This window comes from Nocardia sp. 2TAF39, assembly GCF_052114905.1.
In the GTDB taxonomy this organism is placed as follows: Bacteria; Actinomycetota; Actinomycetes; order Mycobacteriales; family Mycobacteriaceae; genus Nocardia.
In genome coordinates this window covers 63,504-83,630 of sequence record NZ_JBFRFQ010000026.1, presented here as the reverse complement: position 1 = coordinate 83,630, position 20,127 = coordinate 63,504, and the positions used below count along the sequence as shown (strand labels likewise).

Here is a 20,127-nt window from a genome sequence, read left to right as displayed (position 1 = left end):
CCACGGGCCTGCCGCCCCCACGGCGCTTGCCCGAGACCGCCGCATGAACCGACTGCGACCAGATCCCAACGCGCCAATACACTCGACCGAAACCAACCCAACAACTGATTTCGAAAGCACATGGGTAACTCGTCGGGTACGTCCAGAACTGAAGAGGCACCAACGCGGGACCTGAACGAAAACCCCACGTCATCCGACTTGTATGGCCTGAAGGCCCGGAGAGGCGGGGGAGCACCAAAGGCAGGACCTGAACGAAAACCCCACGTCACCCCACTAGTACGGCCTGAAGGCCCGGAGTGGCGGGGGAGCCGGAAGACCCGGAGAGGCGGGGGAACGTAGGTGGAGACGGTCATCGATCTGGATGCCATAGCCCACAACGTGCGGATTCTGCGGGAACACGCAGGCGATGCCGCGGTGATGGCAGTGGTGAAGGCGGACGGCTACAACCATGGCGCAGTCGAGGTCGCACGCGCGGCCCTGGCGGCGGGGGCCGTGGAGCTGGGCGTTACCACGGTGGCCGAGGCGGTGCAGTTGCGCACGGCCGGGATCACTGCCCCGATCCTGTGCTGGCTCAACAACTCCGACGCGGATTTCGCGGCAGCGATCGCCGCCGACATCGAGATCGGCGTTTCCTCGCTCGCCCATCTGCGCGCGGTCGAGGCGGCGGCTCGCAGCACGGGCCGCACCGCCACGGTCACCGTGAAGGTGGACACCGGTCTGAACCGTAACGGCGTGTCGCCGATCGAATACCCGCAGTTTCTGACGGCCCTGTGCGCGCTGGTGGACGAGCAGGCGGTGCGCTTCCGCGCGATCTTCTCCCATCTCGCGCACGCCGATGAACCGGAGCATCGCAACAACGACGTGCAACGCGCCCGGTTCCTGGAGGCGATCGCCGCGGCCAAGGAGCACGGGCTCGAACCCGAGCTGGTGCATCTAGCCAATTCGGCCGCCACTCTGACCCGCCCCGACCTGGCTTTCGACATGGTTCGTCCAGGTATCGCCATCTACGGCCTGTCACCGGTACCCGACCTCGGCGACTTCGGTCTACGTCCGGCGATGACCTTCCAGGCCAGGGTTGCCCTGGTCAAGGAGGTGGCGGCGGGGGAGGGGGTCTCGTACGGGCACCAGTGGATCGCACCGCGCGACACCACCGTGGCGCTGATCCCCGCGGGCTACGCCGACGGCGTGTTCCGCCCCTTGAGCGGACGTTTCGACGTCTGGCTCGGCGGCGCCCGCCGCAGGAACGTCGGCCGGGTGTGCATGGACCAGTTCGTCGTCGATCTCGGCGACAATGCCGCGGGCGTCCGGGAAGGCGACACCGCGGTCCTGTTCGGTGCGGAACCGCACGCCCAGGACTGGGCGGACCTGCTCGGCACCATCCACTACGAGGTGGTGTGTTCGCCCCGTGGCCGGGTCGCCAGGCGTTTCACCGGTGGTGCCCGATGAAACGCCAACTGATGACCCCGGTGCGCGGCGGGCTGGCCACCGTCGGCTTGGTCGGCGCATTGGCCGGCGTGCACGCCTTGCGCCGTGCCGGTGCGCGGGTGCTGTGGCCCGCGCGTCGTGACGAATACCGCGACGAGAATTTCGCCGTCCTCGACGCGGACCGCCCCGGTGCGGTGCTCGCCCAGGACGGCGTTCGACTGGCCACCCGCGAATGCGGCCCGCCGGATGCGCCGGTCACGGTGATTTTCGTGCACGGCTTCTGCAACAGCATGGAGTCTTTCCATTTCCAGCGCCGCGACCTGGAAAAGCGCTGGGGAGCGCAAGTTCACATGGTGCTGCTCGATCTGCGCGGACACGGCCGCTCCGGCACGCCGAGCACCGCGAGCTGCACCATCGCCCAGCTCGGGCGCGACATAGTCACGGTGTTGGAGTCCACCGCCGCGACCGGGCCCGTCGTGCTGGTTGGGCATTCGCTGGGCGGGATGGCGGTGCTCGCCGCTGCTGCGCAGTTCCCGGAGTTGTTCGCGGCCAGGGTGATCGGGATCGCGCTGCTTTGCACCGCCGCCGCCGAGGTCACTTCGGCGGGCATCGGACAGCTGCTGCGCAACCCGGCGATCGACGGCTTCCGGCTGGCCGTGCGCACCGCGCCGGCACTCGTGCAGGCGGGCCGCGCGACCGCGCGCCACGTGATTACACCGATCTTGCACGTCAGCGCGTTTCACGGCCAGGTGAGTCCGACCTTGTCGCGTTTCACGACGATGATGATCGATCAGACACCGGTCGAGACCATCGTGAGCTTCCTCGAGGCGATCGAGCTGCACGACGAATCGGCGGCGCTACCTACGTTGGCGGACACGCCGGTCCTGGTGCTCGGCGGCGCGCACGATCTGGTGATCCCGTGGCGCAATTCCCGCGCCCTCGCCGACGCGCTGCCGAACAGCGAACTCGTCCTGCTCCCTGGTGCGGCGCACATGCCGCAGCTGCAATACCCGGAGGTCGTCAACGCCGCACTCGACCGGTTGCTCGTGCGGGCGGGCGCGATCGAACCGGCGCCGCTGAGCGCACCGGGGGTGGCCGGTGGCTGAACGGCGGCAACGGATTCTGCCCACGGTCGCCGACACCGAGGCCCTCGGCCGCGAACTGGCAAGGGACCTGCGTGCCGGTGACCTGGTGGTGCTGGACGGCCCGCTCGGTGCGGGCAAGACCGCACTCACCCGTGGCATTGCCGCCGGCCTCGGCGTGCAGGGCCGGGTCAGCTCGCCGACGTTCATCATCGCCCGCCAGCACCGCGCGGGGCACCGCGAGGGCGCGCCCGCGGTGTCGATGGTGCACGTGGACGCGTATCGGCTCGGTGGCGACTTGGACGATCTGGACGCGCTTGATCTGGACACCGATCTGCATCAGGCGGTGGTCGTGGTGGAGTGGGGCCGCGGGGTGGTGGAGCATCTCACGGATCGGCACCTGCGCGTGCTGCTGTCGCGCGAACCGGATTCGGATGTGCGCACCGCGATCTGGGAATGGGTGGATTAACTGTAAGGTAGCTACGCGTCGGTGACACCTGCCAAGCGGTATCGTTAGGCCAATCATGCTTGTATTAGCCGTCGACACCGCGACACCCGCCGTCACAGCGGGACTGGTGGAACTGGAGCAAGGCGCTGATCCGGCCATCCCTGCCCAGACGCGCACTGTCGCCTCCCGGGTGCGGGTCGACCCGCGCGCGCATGCCGAGGTGCTCACCCCGCAGATCCTCGAATGCCTCACCGAGGCAGGTCGTTCCAGGACCGACATCGCCGCGCTCGTGGTCGGCGTCGGTCCTGGGCCGTTCACCGGCCTCCGAGTCGGCATGGCGACGGCGGCCGCATTCGGTGACGCGCTCGGCATTCCGGTATATGGCGTGTGCAGTCTCGACGCGATCGCCGCGGACGCGGCGATCGATCTCGCCCAGCGTCCCGAGGCGGCCGTGCTCCCGCCGACCAGCGAGCTGCTCGTGGTGACCGACGCCCGCCGACGCGAGGTGTACTGGGCGCGATATCGCGAGGGCGCCCGCGTGGCGGGGCCCGAGGTGTGCAAGCCCGCCGACCTCGACGCAGGGCAGGCCACGGCGATCGCCGGATCCGCGTCGCATGTCGATTTCTTCGATCTTCCCGTGCTTCCGGCCGAGACGCCCTCGCCCGTCGGGCTGGTGCGCGTCGCGGCGGCAGAGGTGCTCGCCCGTAGCGTGCCCGAACCTTTGGTCCCGCTGTATTTGCGCAGGCCGGACGCTGTCGAGAACGCCTACCGCACCCTCGACCGGATGGGAGCATGATGCTGGTGGGTTTCCGGATCGAGCCGATGGTGGCCGCGGACATAGAACGCTGTGTCGAACTGGAGCAGCTGCTGTTTCCCGAGGACGACCCATGGCACGCGATCGCGTTCCAGTCGGAGCTGGCCGGCGCGCACAACCGCTACATCACCGCTCGGGACGACGACGGGCGAATGGTCGGCTATGCGGGCATTGCCCTGCTGGGTGATGCCGAACACCCCGAGGCCGAGGTGCATACCATCGGTGTCGACCCCGGCTGGCATCGCGCGGGCATCGGCACGTTGCTGCTCGAGGCGCTGCTTGCCGAGGCGGGCAGCCGAGGCGGACCGGTGTTCCTCGAGGTTCGCACCGACAACGCGCCCGCGATCGCGCTGTATGCCAAGCACGGCTTCCACATCATCGGGTTGCGCAAGAACTACTACCACCCCAGCGGTGCGGACGCGTACACGATGCGCCGTCCTGCGCTCGCCGCCGAGGACCGGGAGTGGCGAGCGAGCAAGCCGGACGAGGTGCTCTCGTGATCATCATGGGGATCGAGAGTTCCTGCGACGAAACCGGCGTCGGCATCGTGCGAAGGAACCCTGACGGCACGTGCGAGCTGCTCGCGGACGAGGTCGCCTCCAGCGTCGACCAGCACGCGCGCTTCGGCGGCGTTGTACCCGAAATCGCCTCGCGCGCACATCTCGAGGCGATCGTGCCCGCCATGCGGCGCGCCCTGTCCACGGCGGGTATCGCGAAGCCGGACGCACTGTCCGTGACGATCGGGCCGGGTCTGGCCGGTGCGCTACTTGTTGGTGTCGCGGCGGCGAAAGCGTATGCGGCGGCGTGGGATGTGCCGTTCTACGCGCTCAACCACCTCGGTGGGCATGTCGCGGTAGACACCCTCGAACACGGTCCTATGCCGCCGTGCATCGCGCTGCTGGTGTCCGGCGGGCATACGCATTTGCTGCATGTCACGGACCTGGCCGAGCCGATCGTTGAGCTGGGCAGCACCGTCGACGACGCGGCGGGCGAGGCGTTCGACAAGGTGGCGCGCCTGCTCGGGCTCGGCTTCCCCGGCGGTCCCGCACTCGATGCCGCCGCGGCGACCGGTGATCCGCGCGCGATCATGTTCCCGCGCGGCATGACCGGACCGCGTGACCCGCGCTACGACTTTTCCTTCTCCGGTCTCAAGACCGCGGTCGCCCGCTACGTGGAGGCAGCTCAGCGCGACGGCATCGCCGCCGAGGATCTGCCGATCTCGGATATCGCGGCGTCGTTCCAGGAGTCGGTCGCGGACGTGCTCACTATGAAGGCCGTGCGTGCGGCTGAGGACGTCGGTGTCGGCACGCTGGTGCTCGGCGGCGGCGCGACGGCCAACTCGCGGATCCGCTCGATGGCCGAGGAGCGTTGCGCGGCGGCCGGTTTGACTCTTCGTGTGCCCAAGCCTCGGCTGTGCACGGACAACGGGGTGATGATCGCCGCGCTCGGCGCCCATGTGATCGCGGGCGGCGCGGAGCCGTCGCCGCTGTCGGTGGCCACCGATCCGGGCCTGCCGGTGTCGGTCAGTTCGGTCCGCTGACCTGTTCTCTGTTTGATTTGCAGCGTCTGGGTTTGTTTGGCGGCGCCTGCGGCACCGCGTGTTCGCGGCCCCCTTATGGCTCGCGTGCGAGCGACCGCCGCTGGCGACTTTGTCGCGAACGCGTCGGCCGCTCGGACGCGAGCCGGGCCGCGAACGGGGAATGCTCGGTCTCGCTGCGCTCGGAAATAGGAATAGGAGTGGGGCCGACGCAGTTGCGTGGCGAGGCGTCTGCGCTCTGTGTTCGTGGCCCCAATGAGAAGCGGGTCGGGCAGGTAAGGGAGACTCGCTGCCGGTAGTGGCCAGTGGGTGAGACTCCTCGGCCTTTTGGGTGCAAATGGTGCCCGCAAGACACTCGCACTCGACGGGGGTTGGGGGTACGTCGGCCCGCGCCGCGCCGGTGGTCGCCGCAATTGCCGGTCCAGGAGTAGGCCCGGATTCGTCGCCGCAACTGATATGGACTGTCGGTCGGGCTGGTTGAGCTGGCCCTGGTCGGCGTCAGGGTTCGCCGCCGACCCGAGTTCGCGCGTGATGGGAACGGGATATCCGGCTGTGCGGACGCCTGGGTCGAGGGCGGCTCGTGCCAGGTCCCTGGCTCGTGTCGGACGTGGTCGGTGCGGCTCTGCTACTGGCCGGAAGAACCTCCCTGCGCCGCACTCGGATGGCCGAACAGCGGGCCGAGCAGTTCGGGGAACGGAATCGGCGGAAGGTTCGGATCCGGACGCAGCGTGGGCTGCGTCGGTGCGGTCGCCTGCGTGGTGGACGGAATGCCGGTCGGGCTCGGCTGCCTGCTATCAGGGGTCGAAACGGCGCCGTCGCCGGGCCGGCTGGTGGTCTCCTGGTTTCGGCCGCCAGGGGCGGGGCCCGCTCCGTTCGGCGGCAGTATCGGCGGCGTCGGCAGCTGGGGGGCCGTACTCGTCGTTCCTGCGGGGGAGACCTCGTCGTCCGATGTGGGCGCGAATGTCTTCACGCCGTAGCCGATGATCAGGCCGACAACCACGATCGCGCCTGCCAGCGTGCCGATCACCTTGGCGAACGTCCCGGCGGGTGCATCGCTGCCGAGCGCGCTGGCCGGGAACACCGAGGGCTGCACCGAATCGGCCACCAGCGCCGCGCCTTTGGCGGTCACGGCCTCCGGATCGGGAACGGTGAACACCGGCATGTTCAGCGAGGCGTTAAGCGTGTCCAGCGCGGCGGGAATGTTGGCTCCGCCGCCGATCATCGCGACGGCCTGCGGGAACTTCGGCGCCCGCGCGCACACCGCCGCGACGAAGACGGCCATGTCGCGCAGTAGGTCGGCGATCAGCACCTCGAAGTCGGTCTTGGTCAGCTTCAGCGGACGTCCGGCGACGTGGTCGATGGTGACGGCGGGCGCGATCGACAGATGCTCCTTGGCCGCGCGGCCCCGGTTGGTCAGCATGCCGCGGTTCGGGCGGGTGCCGCGCCGGGCGAAGTGCTGGTCCACCAGATGGTGGTAGATGAGGTCGTCGATGGCTTTGCCGCTGATGGTCGCGGTGCGATCGGACCGGAGCATGGCGTCGTCGGCCAGGTCGGCAATGGTGACGGTGAGCCCGGACGCGCCGAGGTCGACGATGGCGACGGTGTCGTAGCGGTCGAGCAGGCCGGTGTGCCGCAGATAGGTCAGCGCTGCGGTCCCCTCCGGGATCAGCCGTAGCTCGCGTTGCTTACCGGTGGCCGAGCGGATGGCCTGGGCCTGCTCCCTGGTGCGGTAGGCGACGGCCACGCTGGTGGGCGGGCGGCTGGTGGCGGACGCGAGGTCGCGCTGCGTGCCCGCGCTGCGTGCCCCGAGCGGATGGATGACCTCGCGCGGAGGCTGGGTGGTTGGTAGCTGAGTGGTCATCAGCTCGATCGAGGACGCCACCAGGTCGCCGAGATCGGAATTGGCCGCGTCGGCGGAGACGACGCGGTAGTCGAAGCTCTGCGCGCCGTTCGGCGCGGTAGCGACCAGCGCCGAGCATACGACTTCGGCCCCGGCCGAAATGCCGAGGGATGTTCGCATGTTCACCTCCCTTCGAGCGGATGGTCGTGTTGTTGCCGACCATCTCGAATGAACTGCCGGACCGCCGTGTGGATGACGCACGACCCGAACCTGGGATCGGACAGGCCCCTTGTCCGGGTGGGTCTCGGGGACCGGCCATGAATCACGTCTGGCTTGCTCTCTGGTGACGCTGGTGGTGGAACGATTGTTCTGTGACGCTGCCTATTTCGATGACGCTGCGGTACCCTGCGTAGCCTCGGCGTTGCCGATGGATGACGCCGAGGCGGCCGGACAGCGACCGTCGTCAATAGTGTCACAATCCGTTATCCGAACGTTACAGATTTCCTGAACGGATAGGAAGCCCGGACCGTCATGGGCGAGCCGCCGGGAAACTTGGCACCGCCTGACCTTGAGCGCTGGCACTCTCATGTATAGAGTGCTAGTCGGCACTGTGTGTAAGTGCTTGTGCCAGCAGTTTGACTACTGAGCAGGGGTCCCGGCACCCGCGACGACGGGGCTATGCGCAGGGTCAGCATCGTGACCGAACCGACGAGTCCGGAACAACAGTTCCGGACGACCGAAATCCCCTGAAAGTGGAGGGCTCAACGTGGCGAGCGTGAACATCAAGCCGCTCGAGGACAAGATCCTCGTCCAGGCCAACGAGGCCGAGACGACGACGGCCTCCGGCCTGGTCATCCCCGACACGGCGAAGGAGAAGCCGCAGGAGGGCACCGTCATCGCCGTCGGCGAGGGACGCGTCACCGACAAGGGCGACCGCATCCCGGTCGATGTCAAGGAGGGTGACACCGTTATCTACAGCAAGTACGGCGGCACCGAGATCAAGTACCAGGGCGAGGAATACCTCATCCTGTCGGCCCGCGACGTGCTGGCCGTCGTCACCAAGTAGCCGATCAGGCACGTATGCGTTCCGCCCCGGTGTCTCTCTCGACCCGGGGCGGAGTGCGTTGGCTAGCGCCGTCGGCGTATTGCCTGGCGTGGTTTCGGTAACCACCCGCAGCGCCGTGAACCCGATACAGGAGCAAAACACATGGCAAAGCAGATCGAGTTCGACGAGAAGGCTCGTCGAGCTCTGGAACGCGGTGTCGACAAGCTCGCCGATGCCGTGAAGGTCACCCTCGGCCCGCGCGGACGCCACGTCGTGCTCGCGAAGGCCTTCGGCGGCCCGACCGTGACCAACGACGGCGTCACCATCGCGCGCGACATCGAGCTGGAGGATCCGTTCGAGAACCTCGGCGCACAGCTGGTCAAGAGCGTCGCCACCAAGACCAACGATGTCGCGGGCGACGGGACGACCACCGCCACCGTGCTGGCCCAGGCGCTGGTCCGCGCCGGGCTGAAGAATGTTGCGGCGGGCGCGAATCCGATCTCGATCGGCTCCGGCATCGCCAAGGCCGCCGACGCCGTCTCCGAGGCGCTGCTCGCGCAGGCCGCCCCGGTCTCGGGCGAGCAGGCGATCGCGCAGGTCGCAACAGTGTCCTCGCGCGACGAGGAGATCGGCGAGATGGTCGGCAAGGCGTTGACCACCGTCGGCAAGGACGGAGTCGTCACCGTCGAGGAGTCCTCTACGTTGCAGACCGAGTTGGTCGTCACCGAGGGCGTCCAGTTCGACAAGGGCTACCTCTCGCCCTACTTCGTCACCGACGCCGACAGCCAGCAGTCCGTCTTGGAGGACGCGTTCGTCCTGCTGCACCGCGAGAAGATCAGCTCGCTTCCGGACTTCCTCCCGCTGCTGGAGAAGATTGCCGAGAGCGGCAAGGCCGTCCTGATCATCGCCGAGGACGTCGAGGGCGAGGCGCTGTCCACCCTGGTGGTCAACGCGATCCGCAAGACGATCAAGGCGGTCGCGGTGAAGGCGCCGTTCTTCGGCGACCGCCGCAAGGCGTTCCTCGACGACCTCGCCGTGGTCACCGCGGGCACCGTGATCAACCCCGATCTCGGCATCTCACTGCGCGAGGCGGGCCTCGACGTACTGGGTAAGGCCCGTCGCGTGGTCGTCACCAAGGACGACACCACCATCATCGATGGTGCGGGCACCGCGGAGGACATCGCAGCGCGCAGCGCGCAACTGCGCGGCGAGATCGAGGCCACCGATTCCGACTGGGACCGGGAGAAGCTCGAGGAGCGGCTGGCCAAGCTGTCCGGCGGCGTCGCGGTGATCAAGGTCGGCGCGGCTACCGAGACCGCGCTCAAGGAGCGCAAGTACCGCGTCGAGGACGCGGTGAGCGCGGCCAAGGCCGCCGTCGAGGAGGGCATTGTGCCCGGTGGTGGCACCGCCTTGGTGCAGGCGAGCGCCAAGCTGGTCGAGCTGCGCGACTCGCTGTCGGGCGACGAGGCCGTCGGCGTCGAGGTGGTGCGCACCGCGCTGCGTGCGCCGCTGTACTGGATCGCCACCAACGCGGGCCTGGACGGGGCCGTGGTGGTCAGCAGGGTAGCCGAGGGCAAAGAGGGCTTCAACGCCGCCACACTCAGCTACGGTGACCTGCTCACCGACGGCGTCGTCGACCCGGTGAAGGTAACCCGTTCGGCCGTCGTGAACGCGGCGTCGGTCGCCAGGATGGTGCTCACCACCGAGAGCGCTGTGGTCGACAAGCCTGCCGAGGAGCAGCACGATCACAGTCATCACGGACACGCGCACTGACTACGTCGCCGCTCGGATAACGCAGGACGACAAGGCCCTCGGACCGTATCTCGGTCCGGGGGCCCTCGTCTGTGCACGCGACAACCCGAGTCGCGACCTCGACCTGTGACTCGGTGAGTACCGGGCATTCCGAAGCTCGACACACTGTCGACCGCGGGCCGGAACAAGGGCCGCGGGACCGTCCTACTGCTACGGTTCTGGACGCGCGGAGCGGGAAAGTCGTGGCGGGGAGCCGGATTCAGCTGGCGACCGGTGGCTGTTCCGCGGCGACGGCCGCGAGTAAGCGAGCGCGCAGCGAGGGCGACGGCGTGGCCGCCGTTGCTGCGGCGAGAAGCGAAAGAGCTTCCCTCGTATCTCGTACTTCCTGGCTGAACGCCGCGCGTAGCACGGGGTCTTCGCTGTCGAGCAGTTCCTGCACATCATGATGGTCTTCGTCGTCGATCGATCCGAGCGCGACGGTGTGCGCGAGATCGATCTGGTGTTCGTTCATCTCACGTCACCCCCAAACTTCTTTTCAGTCGTGTCAATCCATCCCGAATACGGGACTTAACGGTCGGTAACCCTATACCGAGGTAGAGCGCTACCTCCGCATAGGTCCGCCCGCCGTAGTAGGCGAGCGAGATGGCTTCCCGCTGGGTCTCCGTCAGTGTGGCGAGACCCCCCAGGACGGCCTGTTGTTCGAGCCTACGCTCGACCTCTTCGGTGACCTCGTCGAATTCGTTGCCGAGAACGCGTATCCCGTAGGCGACTTCACGCTGGGTGTGGGCCTGCTCGGCGCGGACCCGGTCGACGGCGCGTCGGTGCGCGAGAGTCATCAACCACGTCACTGCCGAGCCCTTCGCCGGGTCGAAACTCGCTGCCATCCGCCAAATCTGTAGATAGACCTCCTGGGTGGTCTCCTCCGCATATCCGGGATCGTGCAGAACCCGCAACACGAGACCGAAGACGCGCGCGCACGTCCGGTCGTACAGCTCGGCGAATGCTTCATGGTCGGACTGGCCGCATCGATGCAAAAGTGCGGCGAGCTCGATACTTTCGGCTGCGCGTGCCGTAACCGCAGAATCCACCGTGGGTGGGAAGGCTTCTCTTCGGAACGAGTCGCCCTCTGCGGCTGGCGGCCGCGTTGTCACAACGCTCCATTCTGTGTCATCGATCACTACCGTAGCCTGTCGCTATGACCTCCCTTCCGGTGGGGTGCCGACAAACCGGCTGTAGGCCAGCGGCTTTGCGAAAAGCGCCGACACGCAGGACGGCTCAGCAGCGGACAGGCCGTAACGCGCCGCGCGATGTCGCAAAACGCCGGACCGGCAGCTACACGCTGCGGCGGCCGGCGGATCGGTGGTGACCGATCGGAGCCCACGCGCCGATCCTCGGTGCGGAACCGATCACCGTGTTGCCGTGACCGGCTCGGCCGAGGCTAATTGCAGTGGCCCGTTGTTTGCTAGGCATTCGGCGCCCAGCGGCGTGTGGATGGGAAGAAATTCGTCTATACGGCCATGCGGCGGCGGTTGCGCCGCGCGTGCATCTCGCGTTCGGTCTCCGACATGCCGCCCCAGATGCCATAGGGCTCGCTGACTTTCAGTGCGTGACTGCGGCACTGCGTGAGCACCGGGCAGCTTCGGCAAATCTCCTTGGCGCGCATCTCGCGCGCAGTGCGTGCTCTGCCTCGCTCGCCGTCGGGATGGAAGAACACCGCGGAGTCCTGCCCGCGGCAGGACCCTCGCATCTGCCAATCCCAGACATCGGCGTTCGGTCCGGGGAGATGGGTCGGCATGGGCATGGTGAACTCCTCGTAGTGCGAGCTCGTCAGCATTGTCGAGCAGTTGTTCTGCAACAGTTGTAGGCCACGGCGCCGGGTCGGCGAGGGTGTGCCCTTGGGCTCGCCCTTCGCGGTCGCTGCAATTTCGCGCGGCGCCGTCCGTGGCGATGAGTTACGTTAGGTCCAGCCGCGAAATTCCGTCAATAGTTCGACGCAACCGTTCTCCGAATTCTAGGCTGGGAAATTTAACCTGAGAGCTATTTACTTTTCGCGTCGGTTCCGGCCATACTGTTCGGTTGGCTAGCGGATCGTGGTTCCGCCCTGCGTGGGTGGATTCACTATTTGTGCAGGTAGAAGCATGTTTTGGGCCGGGGCGTTTAGTGCCCCCGGTTTGCGGGCAGGTAGGGGTGGTCGCCGGCGGCGTTCGCGGTGTGCAGATCCGAGATGGCGGAAACGGGACGCGCAGGTTAATTACTCGAAACGCTGGTGAATTCCGATGCCGCAGCTCGGAGATTGCCGGAACGAGATTTACCTGATGGAAACATCGGTCGACGGCGAAAATGCTGAGAAGTTGCCGGTGTGCCGCGGCCTCCTTTCTGCGGGCCGGGCCCGCGCGAACCACAGGATAGAGTGCGCCCGTGTTCGTGCCCGCTCCGCTCGGAGATCCTCACCTCGCGGTCCTCGCCGAGGCTGCATTCGGCACCGACCCCGGTCGCGCCGGTGCCGAGTTGCCACCCGCTTCGGACGCTCTCGGCTCCTGGTATCGCGCGGTGGTACTCGGCGGCCAGGGGCATTACGCCGCGGCTCGGGTCGAACTGCGAAAGGTATGCAACCACAGCGCCGACCCGATACTCCTCTCACTGGCGGGAAGTACCGAGGGCTCATTGTTGCGCCAGCTCGGCTGGCATGCGCGCGCCGCGGCATTCGACGGACGGGCCGCCGCCCTGATCCTCGCGACCGACGCCGCCGCAACCGAGACGGCTCGGGAACGGTCCGACGACTACCGCCCCGACTGCGCCGACCGCGCCGACGCCCTCTGTGACGCGCTGACCGGACTTGCCGCCGACGCGCTCGGCACCGGGCGGCTCGCGCTGGCCGACCGGCTTCTGCGGCGCAGTCGAGCGGCTGTAGCGCCGGCAGAGGCGGGCTGGCGCTCCGCGCTCAGGTGGCACTGGGTCTCCGCGGAAAACGCGCTGCTCGCAAGCAATTCGGGAGCCGCGGCCCGGCACGCCGAGGCCGCGATGGGGTTGGCCGAAAGCGCCCCATCGGTGCGACACCGGATCAAATCCCGCCTACTGCTCGCCGCGGCCGCTGCGGCGGGGGGTGAGCACGACCGGTCCAGGGCGCTTGCCGAAGAAGTCGCCGAGCAGTGTCGCGAGCACGGGCTGACACCACTGCGGTGGGCGAGCGCCATGCTGCGCGCCGGGCTGGGGGTCGAGGGTGCCGCGGCGGAAGCGGCCGCGTGCGCCGCGACCATCGCCCGCCGGGGCGGGGCATTCCGTCCCATGGGTGGTCGGTAGGTGATCGCGGAGATGACCGTGTTGCCGGGTTCCCCGCAACGGGTCGCTATTGTTAGATCCGTTCCGCCGCTTCGGTGGAAGCACTGGTCGTCACCGGACGGTGCCACTTGTAACGCCAGGAATATCTCTGACGATGACGCACATGGGCGAAGAGTTGGACCTCGCCGTCGCTGCCGCTGCGCAGGGCGACAGATCCGCTTTAGCTCAGGTACTCGAGATGGTCCGCCCGCTGGTGGTGCGCTACTGCCGCGCGCGGATCGGAGCCGCGGAGCGTGGGCAGCTCTCCGCGGACGACGTTGCGCAGGAGGTTTGCCTGGCTGTAATGACCGCCTTGCCCAGGTATCAGGACCAGGGCAGGCCCTTTATGGCCTTCGTTTACGGAATCGCTTCGCACAAGGTCGCCGACGCGCATCGCAACGCCGCCCGTAACAAGGCGGAGGCGATGGCCGAAGTACCAGATGTCATATCCACCGACCAGGGACCGGAACAACGAGCTCTCGAGTCCGAGACGAGCAGGCAGATGAACCGTCTGCTCGCAACGCTTCCTGAGAAGCATCGAGAGATCTTGATCCTGCGCTTGGTCATGGGTTTGTCGGCAGAAGAAACCGCAGTCGCCGTGGGCAGTACGGCGGGTGCGATACGGGTGGCCCAACACCGGGCACTCGCGAAACTCAAGTCACAAGTGGCGAGGGCAGGTGAAATGTATGGCTAGGGATGGCGAGCGCGGTCGGGGCGACTGGAAGGCGCGGCTTGGATCGCGAAACAGCGGTCCCTACGCCGAGGCGTCCGGTGATACCGGCCCGGTCGACATCGCAGCGGTACGCCGTGACGATGCTCTGATCGATGCCATCGCCAGCGATGGTCCGGTGGGTACCGACAGCGCCGAGGAGTATCAGCTCGCGACGCTGCTCGCGGATTGGCGGGCGGAGCTGATCGCCCCGCCGATGCCCGCGGAGCCGGACCTGGATGCGATCGTGGCCGCGGTCAATCAGGAGATCGGCGCGCGTCAGGTCCGCATCGGCGCGCACAGCGGAGGGCGGCTACGGCTACTTCGTCCGATCGCCGGAACCGCGGCGGCACTGGCCTTGGTCATCGGCGGTATGACGGCGTTCTCGTACAACGCCGAGCCAGGCGATCCGCTGTGGCGGGTCAAGGAGGTCGTGTTCAGCGAACAGGCCCAGACTACCGTCGTGCAGCGTGCCGACAACGATTTGACCGCGGCGTCGACGCTGGTCGCCCAGGACCCGGTGCAGGCGAAGACGCGTCTGGAGCGGGCCAAGGAGAATGCCGCGCAGATCAACGATCCGCAGAAGCGCAACGAGCTGATGACCGAGTGGGACCGTTTGCTCATCGAACTGCGCAAGGTATCGCCGGAGCTGGCCGACCAACTCGACACGACGGTGCCGAAGCCCAGTGAACCGAGGCCGACCTCCGATACCCACGCGACCTCGAGGCCGAAGCCGACCAGCGCAAGCACCGCGCCGACGATCCTGCAGCAGCCGGTCGAGCCGTCCGGAAAGCCCTCGGAACCGTCCGGAAAGCCCTCGGACTCCACCGGTGCGACCACGCCGAACGGCGGCAAGCCGACAACCACGTCGCCGCCGGTGGCGACCACGCCGCAGCAGCCCCCCGTCGAACCCACAACGCAGGTGCAGACGCCTCCGACTGCGCCCGACGCCGGGGGCAAGCCGACGGTTGCCGAGCCCACCGGCGATACCGGGCCGCCGGCAGTGCCGCCGCCGCAGCAGCCGGTCACACGGGTGCCGACTCAGATCCGACCGACCCAGGACTTCCAGCCGCCGACCATCGTCATACCGAGCCTGCCGGGTGGCCCGGGATCATCCCTGCCCGGTCGCTGACAAGAACCTCGAAACAAGACATAACCGATCGCCCCTCTGGCGGTCGGTTTTCTGTCTGTCCTGCGCTGCAGCCGTGATTTGTGTGCGTCGAAGATCACGGCGGCGTGCGTCGAGTTACGCGAGCCTCGAACGGATCGCGCAGAAACCAGCAGGACTCGCTCAGCTATCGAATCCGTCGAACCCGTCGCCGTGGAATGCCTCGTTCATCGAGGCGTCCGCGTAGCCCCGGCAGTAGTCCCAGGTGACGTACGCTTCCGGCGTCGGATCGTAGGCGGGCTCGTGCGGGCGGACCGTGCCGTCGACCAGCAGTTGAAGCAGGTTGGCCCGCAGCATGTCCCAGTCGTGGTAGTGGTCCTGCCTACAGTCTTCGCAGCTGACCACGAGTCCGCGGATGCCACGGTGGGCCAGCAGTGCCTCGTACACCGCCAAGTCGGCGAGATCCTCCTCGACCGCAAGGCGCTCGTGGGGATCCAGCGGCTCGCCGGGCTCGATGGCGTCGAGCGCGGCGGACGGGTCGGAGGGGTCTCCGGCGAACGGATCCGGCGGCAAGCCAGGTGGTAGATGGTCACGCACATCCCCACGGTACGCAGAACAGGGTGGTCTGCGCCAGCTATGCGGCGTGCAAGTTTCGGCGGCGGGCTCACTTCCGCGAGTGAGCGCAGCGAGTGAACCATAGGTGCGGGCGCCCTCGCGAACGACGAAGCCGAGTGTCAGCGAGGCGCCGTCGGGGGCGACTACGCGGGACAGATACCATGGGTGGCAGGCGACGGCGGTCCCGAACACCATTTCCGCCGACCGCCACCGTCCATTCCATCAGCCGCCACGACGCCGGTTCGTCCGGCATCAGTCGCTAATCGACGTCCAGGAGGGGTCGATCCGAATGAGTAATCCCGTACCGGGCGAACGAATCGCAGTCCGCCCTCCTACGGGTGGCGACGATCCGAACAAGATCGCCATGCTCGGCCTCACATTCGACGATGTGCTGTTGCTGCCTGCCGCCTCGGATCTCATCCCGAGCTCTGTGGAAACATCAAGCCGGCTGACCAGGGAGATCCGCCTGCGCACCCCGCTGGTCAGCTCGGCCATGGACACCGTGACCGAGGCCAGGATGGCCATCTCCATGGCTCGCGCAGGCGGCATGGGCGTATTGCATCGCAACCTTTCGGCATCCGATCAGGCCGCTCAGGTGGAGACGGTCAAGCGGTCCGAGGCCGGCATGGTGACCGACCCGGTCACCTGCCGTCCGACCGACACCCTTGCCGAGGTCGACGCGATGTGTGCCAGGTTCCGTATCTCCGGCCTTCCGGTGGTGGACGAGACCGGTGCGCTTGTGGGCATTATCACCAACCGCGACATGCGTTTCGAGGTGGATCAGAATCGCCGGGTCGCCGATGTGATGACCAAGGCGCCGCTGATCACCGCGCAGGAGGGCGTGACCGCGGAGGCCGCRCTCGGCCTACTGCGCCGCCACAAGGTGGAGAAGCTGCCGATCGTCGACGGGAACGGACGGCTGCGCGGTCTCATCACCGTCAAGGACTTCGTCAAGACCGATCAGTACCCGAACGCCACCAAGGACCGCGACGGCCGCCTACTGGTCGGCGCCGCGGTCGGTGTCGGCGAGGACGCGTGGTCGCGCGCCATGACGCTGGCCGACGCCGGCGTCGACGTGCTCGTGGTGGACACCGCGCACGGTCATCAGGTGCAGGTGCTGCAGATGGTCGCCAAGGTGAAGGCCGAGGTCGGCGACCGGATCCAGGTCGTCGGCGGCAACGTGGCCACCCGCGAGGGCGCGGCCGCCCTGGTCGAGGCGGGCGCGGACGCGGTGAAGGTAGGTGTCGGTCCCGGCTCCATCTGCACCACCCGCGTGGTCGCAGGCGTCGGTGCGCCGCAGATCACCGCGATCATGGAGGCGGTCGCCGCGTGTAAGCCCGCCGGTGTCCCGGTGATCGCCGACGGCGGCATCCAGTTCTCCGGCGACATCGCCAAGGCCATCGCCGCGGGCGCGTCCACCGTGATGCTCGGCTCGCTGCTCGCGGGCACCGCCGAATCGCCGGGCGAGCTGATCCTGGTCGGTGGCAAGCAGTTCAAGAGCTACCGCGGTATGGGCTCGCTCGGCGCGATGCAGGGACGTGGGCAGGCCAAATCGTTCTCCAAGGACCGCTACTTCCAGGACGATGTGCTGGCCGAGGACAAGCTGGTGCCCGAGGGTATCGAGGGCAGGGTGCCGTTCCGTGGTCCGGTCAACCAGGTCATCCACCAGCTTGTCGGCGGCCTGCGCGCGGCCATGGGTTACACCGGTTCGCAGTCGATCGCGCACCTGCAGGAGGCGCAGTTCGTGCAGATCACCGCGGCCGGTCTCAAGGAGAGCCACCCGCACGACATCACGATGACCGTCGAGGCCCCTAACTACACCGGCCGCGGCTAGCCAGCTACGTTCATGTACAGGACCGATCGGTCCGTGCATGATTGTTGATGCTCACCGGCTGTGGTAGTAAGCCAGCTGTGCGGCAGCCGCCCAATCGGCCTGTCCACCGGCAACGAGTTGAGGCGCGAGTCTTACGAGCGCTGTTCGCGGCCCAGCTCGCTTCCGAGTGACCGAAGCGCATGCGCTGAAGGCGCGAGTCTCGGTCGCTCGGAAGCGAGCCATAAAAGGGCCGTGAACACGCCGCGGCGAAGCTGCGGCCGAACAGACACAGCCGCGAACACGCCGCGGCGGAGCCGCGGCCGATATTAAGGAGATTTCGCGTGCGCGACATGGTGGAGATCGGCATGGGCCGGACCGCTCGGCGTACCTACGAGTTGGACGATGTCGACATCGTCCCCTCGCGTCGGACCCGCTCGTCGAAGCAGGTGTCGCTGTCGTGGCAGTTGGACGCGTACCGGTTCGAGATCCCGTGCCTCGCGCATCCGACCGACGCGCTGGTGTCGCCGGAGTTCGCCATCGAGCTCGGCCGCCTCGGCGGTCTCGGTGTGATCAACGGGGAGGGCCTGTGGGCGCGGCACGCGGACGTCTCCGCGAAGATCGACCAGCTGGTCGAGCTCGTCGGTAAGGGCGGCTATGAACGGGCCGTGTCGCTGCTGCAGGAATTGCATGCCGCGCCGATGCAGCCGGATCTGCTCGCCTCGGCGGTTGCGCAGGTCCGTACGGCCGGTGTCACCGTCGCGGTGCGGGTGAGCCCGCAGAACGCGCGCACACTCACTCCCGCGCTGCTGCAGGCGGGCATCGACCTGCTCGTGGTGCACGGCACGATCATCTCCGCCGAACACGTCAGCGACGGCGAGCCGCTGAATCTCAAGACCTTCATCGCCGAACTGGATGTGCCGGTGGTTGCGGGCGGTGTGAGCGATCACCGCACCGCGCTGCACCTGATGCGCACCGGCGCGGCGGGTGTGATCGTCGGCTATGGCTCCTACCCCGGCGCGACCACCACCGGCGAGGTGCTCGGCATCGGGGTGCCTATGGCCACCGCGATCGCGGACGCCGCCGCCGCGCGGCGCGACTACCTGGACGAGACCGGCGGCCGCTACGTGCACGTCATCGCGGACGGTGACATCGCCACCTCGGGCCAGCTGGCGAAGGCGATCGCGTGCGGAGCCGACGCCGCTGTGCTCGGCGTGCCGCTGGCCGTATCCGCGGAGGCGCCGGGCCGCGGCTGGTACTGGCCGTCGGCCGCCGCGCACCCGTCGGTGCCGCGGGGTTCGCTGCTGCACGTGGACGACCCGTGGGATCTCGGTGGCGAGGATGGCGCTTCCGTGCGCCCGAGCCTGGAGCGGGTGCTCTACGGTCCGTCGGACGAACCGTTCGGGTCGCTGAATCTCGTTGGCGGTCTGCGGCGTTCGATGGCCAAGGCCGGATACTCGGATCTGAAGGAGTTCCAGAAGGTCGGGCTGAGCGTTCGCGCCTGAGGGGATGGAGCATGCTCAACGACTGTCTGCGGTGAGCGAAAAATGCGGCGCGCCTTTGCTACCTGCCTGCCTACGCTGCCTACCTGCCACTTGGCAGACAGTGGAGGTGCGAGTCTTACGAGTGCCGTTCGCGGCCCGGCTCGCGTTTGAGCGGGCGAAGCGCATGCGCCGAAGGCGCCAGTCTCGCCCGCTCAAACACGAGCCAGTAGGGGGCCGCGAACACGCGGCGCCGCAGGCGCTGCAAATCAACACGATGTCGTCCTGGCCCGCAGGAACTGCCGGATCGCATGGTTCACCGGCTCCGGGTGGGTCATTGTCACTGCAAGTCGCGCATTGGCGATTTCGACGAACGTGGCGCCGGAGAGCCCGCGGGCCAGCTGCTGGGCGCGCTCGCGGGCGATGCCGCTGTCGGTGGCGTGAATCACCAGGGCAGGGCAGATGATTTCGTCGAGCCGCTTCAGCACGGAATCCCGGCTGAGCAAACATCCTGCCGCGACCTCGATCCCGCGCCGGTCGCGCACCAGCCAGCGTTTGGTCCAGATCGAGCGGTACCAGTCGTCGTCGCCGATCAGCCAGGAGGCCAGTTGGTGCACGGCCCGCTCGCGGGAACCGTCGTCGTACCACTCGGCCAGGAACTTCTGGGTGGCGGCGGACTGTTCGGGAGTAGGGCCGTATGCGTCGGTGCTGATCAGAATCAGTGCGGAGACGCGTTCGGGCGCGATCAGCGCGGTGCGCAACGCCGTGCAGCCGCCCTGTGCGGTTCCCCCGACTACAGCCCGTTCCGCGCCGAGGTGATCGAGCACCGTCAGCGCGTCGCGCGCAGCGGTCCAGTAAGTGAACGGCAGACCTTCGTCCCTGGTGCGGCCGTGGCCGCGCGCGTCCCAGGAGACGATCCGGAATTCCGGTGCCAGCGCGGCCATCTGAGCGGCGAACATGGTGCGGTCCATGAAGAACTCGTGCGCTAGCAGCACCACCGGGCCGCTGCCGCCGCTGTCCTCGTAATGGATATCGGCATCGATCGCGCGGGCGAATGGCACGTGCTCGAGGATAACCAGCGGTACGCGGTACGCGGGGGGATTTGGGCGGTCGGTCCGCCGTTCGCGCTGCCGCTGTGCCGAT

At 67.7% G+C, this 20,127-nt stretch carries 19 protein-coding genes; 13 read left to right on the top strand and 6 right to left on the bottom strand.

Translation table 11 applies throughout. From position 1 onward, the window contains the following. Nucleotides 1–339: 339 nt before the first annotated feature. The 6 genes from alr to tsaD are packed head-to-tail and all read left to right on the top strand — an operon-like array spanning nucleotide 340 to nucleotide 5,309. A complete protein-coding gene (gene alr / locus AB4Z47_RS18080; protein WP_441952180.1) occupies nucleotides 340–1,446 on the top strand; it encodes an alanine racemase in 1,107 nt (368 codons plus the stop codon). Beyond that, a complete protein-coding gene (locus AB4Z47_RS18075; RefSeq protein WP_441952178.1) occupies nucleotides 1,443–2,531 on the top strand; it encodes an alpha/beta fold hydrolase in 1,089 nt (362 codons plus the stop codon). Before alr ends, AB4Z47_RS18075 begins: the two co-directional genes overlap by 4 nt. Then, nucleotides 2,524–2,976, top strand: coding sequence for a tRNA (adenosine(37)-N6)-threonylcarbamoyltransferase complex ATPase subunit type 1 TsaE (gene tsaE, locus AB4Z47_RS18070; RefSeq protein WP_441952177.1), 453 nt, complete (start codon nucleotides 2,524–2,526; stop codon nucleotides 2,974–2,976). Before AB4Z47_RS18075 ends, tsaE begins: the two co-directional genes overlap by 8 nt. A gap of 55 nt (nucleotides 2,977–3,031) precedes the next feature. Continuing rightward, nucleotides 3,032–3,751: a tRNA (adenosine(37)-N6)-threonylcarbamoyltransferase complex dimerization subunit type 1 TsaB gene (tsaB, locus tag AB4Z47_RS18065; RefSeq protein WP_441952175.1), complete on the top strand. Its 720-nt coding sequence runs from the start codon at nucleotides 3,032–3,034 to the stop codon at nucleotides 3,749–3,751. Beyond that, nucleotides 3,748–4,269, top strand: coding sequence for a ribosomal protein S18-alanine N-acetyltransferase (gene rimI / locus AB4Z47_RS18060; RefSeq protein ID WP_441952173.1), 522 nt, complete (start codon nucleotides 3,748–3,750; stop codon nucleotides 4,267–4,269). Before tsaB ends, rimI begins: the two co-directional genes overlap by 4 nt. Then, the gene (gene tsaD, locus AB4Z47_RS18055; protein ID WP_441952171.1) at nucleotides 4,266–5,309 is read left to right on the top strand and encodes a tRNA (adenosine(37)-N6)-threonylcarbamoyltransferase complex transferase subunit TsaD; all 1,044 of its coding nucleotides are present in this window, start codon (nucleotides 4,266–4,268) and stop codon (nucleotides 5,307–5,309) included. Before rimI ends, tsaD begins: the two co-directional genes overlap by 4 nt. A 622-nt stretch (nucleotides 5,310–5,931) precedes the next feature. On the opposite strand, the gene AB4Z47_RS18050 is transcribed toward tsaD, so the two are convergent. Further along, nucleotides 5,932–7,326, bottom strand: coding sequence for an Hsp70 family protein (locus tag AB4Z47_RS18050; protein ID WP_441952170.1), 1,395 nt, complete (start codon nucleotides 7,324–7,326; stop codon nucleotides 5,932–5,934). Between the two features lie 586 nt (nucleotides 7,327–7,912). On the opposite strand from AB4Z47_RS18050, the gene groES reads away from it, so the two are divergent. After that, complete coding sequence (groES, locus tag AB4Z47_RS18045; RefSeq protein WP_014981824.1) at nucleotides 7,913–8,212, top strand: co-chaperone GroES; 300 nt, start codon at nucleotides 7,913–7,915, stop codon at nucleotides 8,210–8,212. A 141-nt stretch (nucleotides 8,213–8,353) separates the two neighbouring features. After that, nucleotides 8,354–9,964, top strand: coding sequence for a chaperonin GroEL (groL, locus tag AB4Z47_RS18040; protein ID WP_441952168.1), 1,611 nt, complete (start codon nucleotides 8,354–8,356; stop codon nucleotides 9,962–9,964). A 238-nt stretch (nucleotides 9,965–10,202) separates the two neighbouring features. On the opposite strand, the gene AB4Z47_RS18035 is transcribed toward groL, so the two are convergent. From AB4Z47_RS18035 to AB4Z47_RS18025, 3 genes are all read right to left on the bottom strand, one after another. Next, nucleotides 10,203–10,454, bottom strand: coding sequence for an RskA family anti-sigma factor (locus tag AB4Z47_RS18035; protein WP_441952167.1), 252 nt, complete (start codon nucleotides 10,452–10,454; stop codon nucleotides 10,203–10,205). A gap of 1 nt (nucleotide 10,455) precedes the next feature. Then, the gene (locus AB4Z47_RS18030; RefSeq protein WP_441952165.1) at nucleotides 10,456–11,031 is read right to left on the bottom strand and encodes a sigma-70 family RNA polymerase sigma factor; all 576 of its coding nucleotides are present in this window, start codon (nucleotides 11,029–11,031) and stop codon (nucleotides 10,456–10,458) included. A gap of 419 nt (nucleotides 11,032–11,450) precedes the next feature. After that, on the bottom strand, nucleotides 11,451–11,744 hold the full coding sequence (locus AB4Z47_RS18025; RefSeq protein ID WP_441952164.1) for a WhiB family transcriptional regulator: 294 nt from the start codon (nucleotides 11,742–11,744) through the stop codon (nucleotides 11,451–11,453). Between the two features lie 617 nt (nucleotides 11,745–12,361). On the opposite strand from AB4Z47_RS18025, the gene AB4Z47_RS18020 reads away from it, so the two are divergent. From AB4Z47_RS18020 to AB4Z47_RS18010, 3 genes are all read left to right on the top strand, one after another. Beyond that, nucleotides 12,362–13,243 (top strand): hypothetical protein, encoded by an 882-nt coding sequence (locus tag AB4Z47_RS18020; protein WP_441952163.1) that lies wholly within the window; start codon nucleotides 12,362–12,364, stop codon nucleotides 13,241–13,243. A gap of 133 nt (nucleotides 13,244–13,376) precedes the next feature. Beyond that, nucleotides 13,377–13,955, top strand: coding sequence for a sigma-70 family RNA polymerase sigma factor (locus tag AB4Z47_RS18015; protein ID WP_441952162.1), 579 nt, complete (start codon nucleotides 13,377–13,379; stop codon nucleotides 13,953–13,955). Beyond that, entirely contained in the window at nucleotides 13,948–15,102 is a 1,155-nt protein-coding gene (locus tag AB4Z47_RS18010) for an anti-sigma-D factor RsdA (RefSeq protein ID WP_441952161.1), read from the top strand. The genes AB4Z47_RS18015 and AB4Z47_RS18010 overlap by 8 nt, the downstream gene beginning before the upstream one ends. Nucleotides 15,103–15,261: 159 nt before the next feature. Here the strand turns inward: AB4Z47_RS18010 and AB4Z47_RS18005 are convergent, their stop codons facing one another. Next, entirely contained in the window at nucleotides 15,262–15,675 is a 414-nt protein-coding gene (locus AB4Z47_RS18005; RefSeq protein WP_011207424.1) for a DUF5319 domain-containing protein, read from the bottom strand. A 307-nt stretch (nucleotides 15,676–15,982) separates the two neighbouring features. Here AB4Z47_RS18005 and guaB point away from each other — a divergent pair, with 307 nt between their 5' ends. Further along, the gene (gene guaB / locus AB4Z47_RS18000) at nucleotides 15,983–17,527 is read left to right on the top strand and encodes an IMP dehydrogenase (RefSeq protein WP_441952160.1); all 1,545 of its coding nucleotides are present in this window, start codon (nucleotides 15,983–15,985) and stop codon (nucleotides 17,525–17,527) included. Between the two features lie 320 nt (nucleotides 17,528–17,847). Beyond that, nucleotides 17,848–19,008, top strand: coding sequence for a GuaB3 family IMP dehydrogenase-related protein (locus AB4Z47_RS17995; RefSeq protein WP_441952159.1), 1,161 nt, complete (start codon nucleotides 17,848–17,850; stop codon nucleotides 19,006–19,008). A gap of 245 nt (nucleotides 19,009–19,253) precedes the next feature. Here AB4Z47_RS17995 and AB4Z47_RS17990 read toward each other — a convergent pair whose 3' ends face one another. After that, on the bottom strand, nucleotides 19,254–20,045 hold the full coding sequence (locus tag AB4Z47_RS17990; RefSeq protein ID WP_441952158.1) for an alpha/beta fold hydrolase: 792 nt from the start codon (nucleotides 20,043–20,045) through the stop codon (nucleotides 19,254–19,256). Nucleotides 20,046–20,127: the final 82 nt, after the last annotated feature.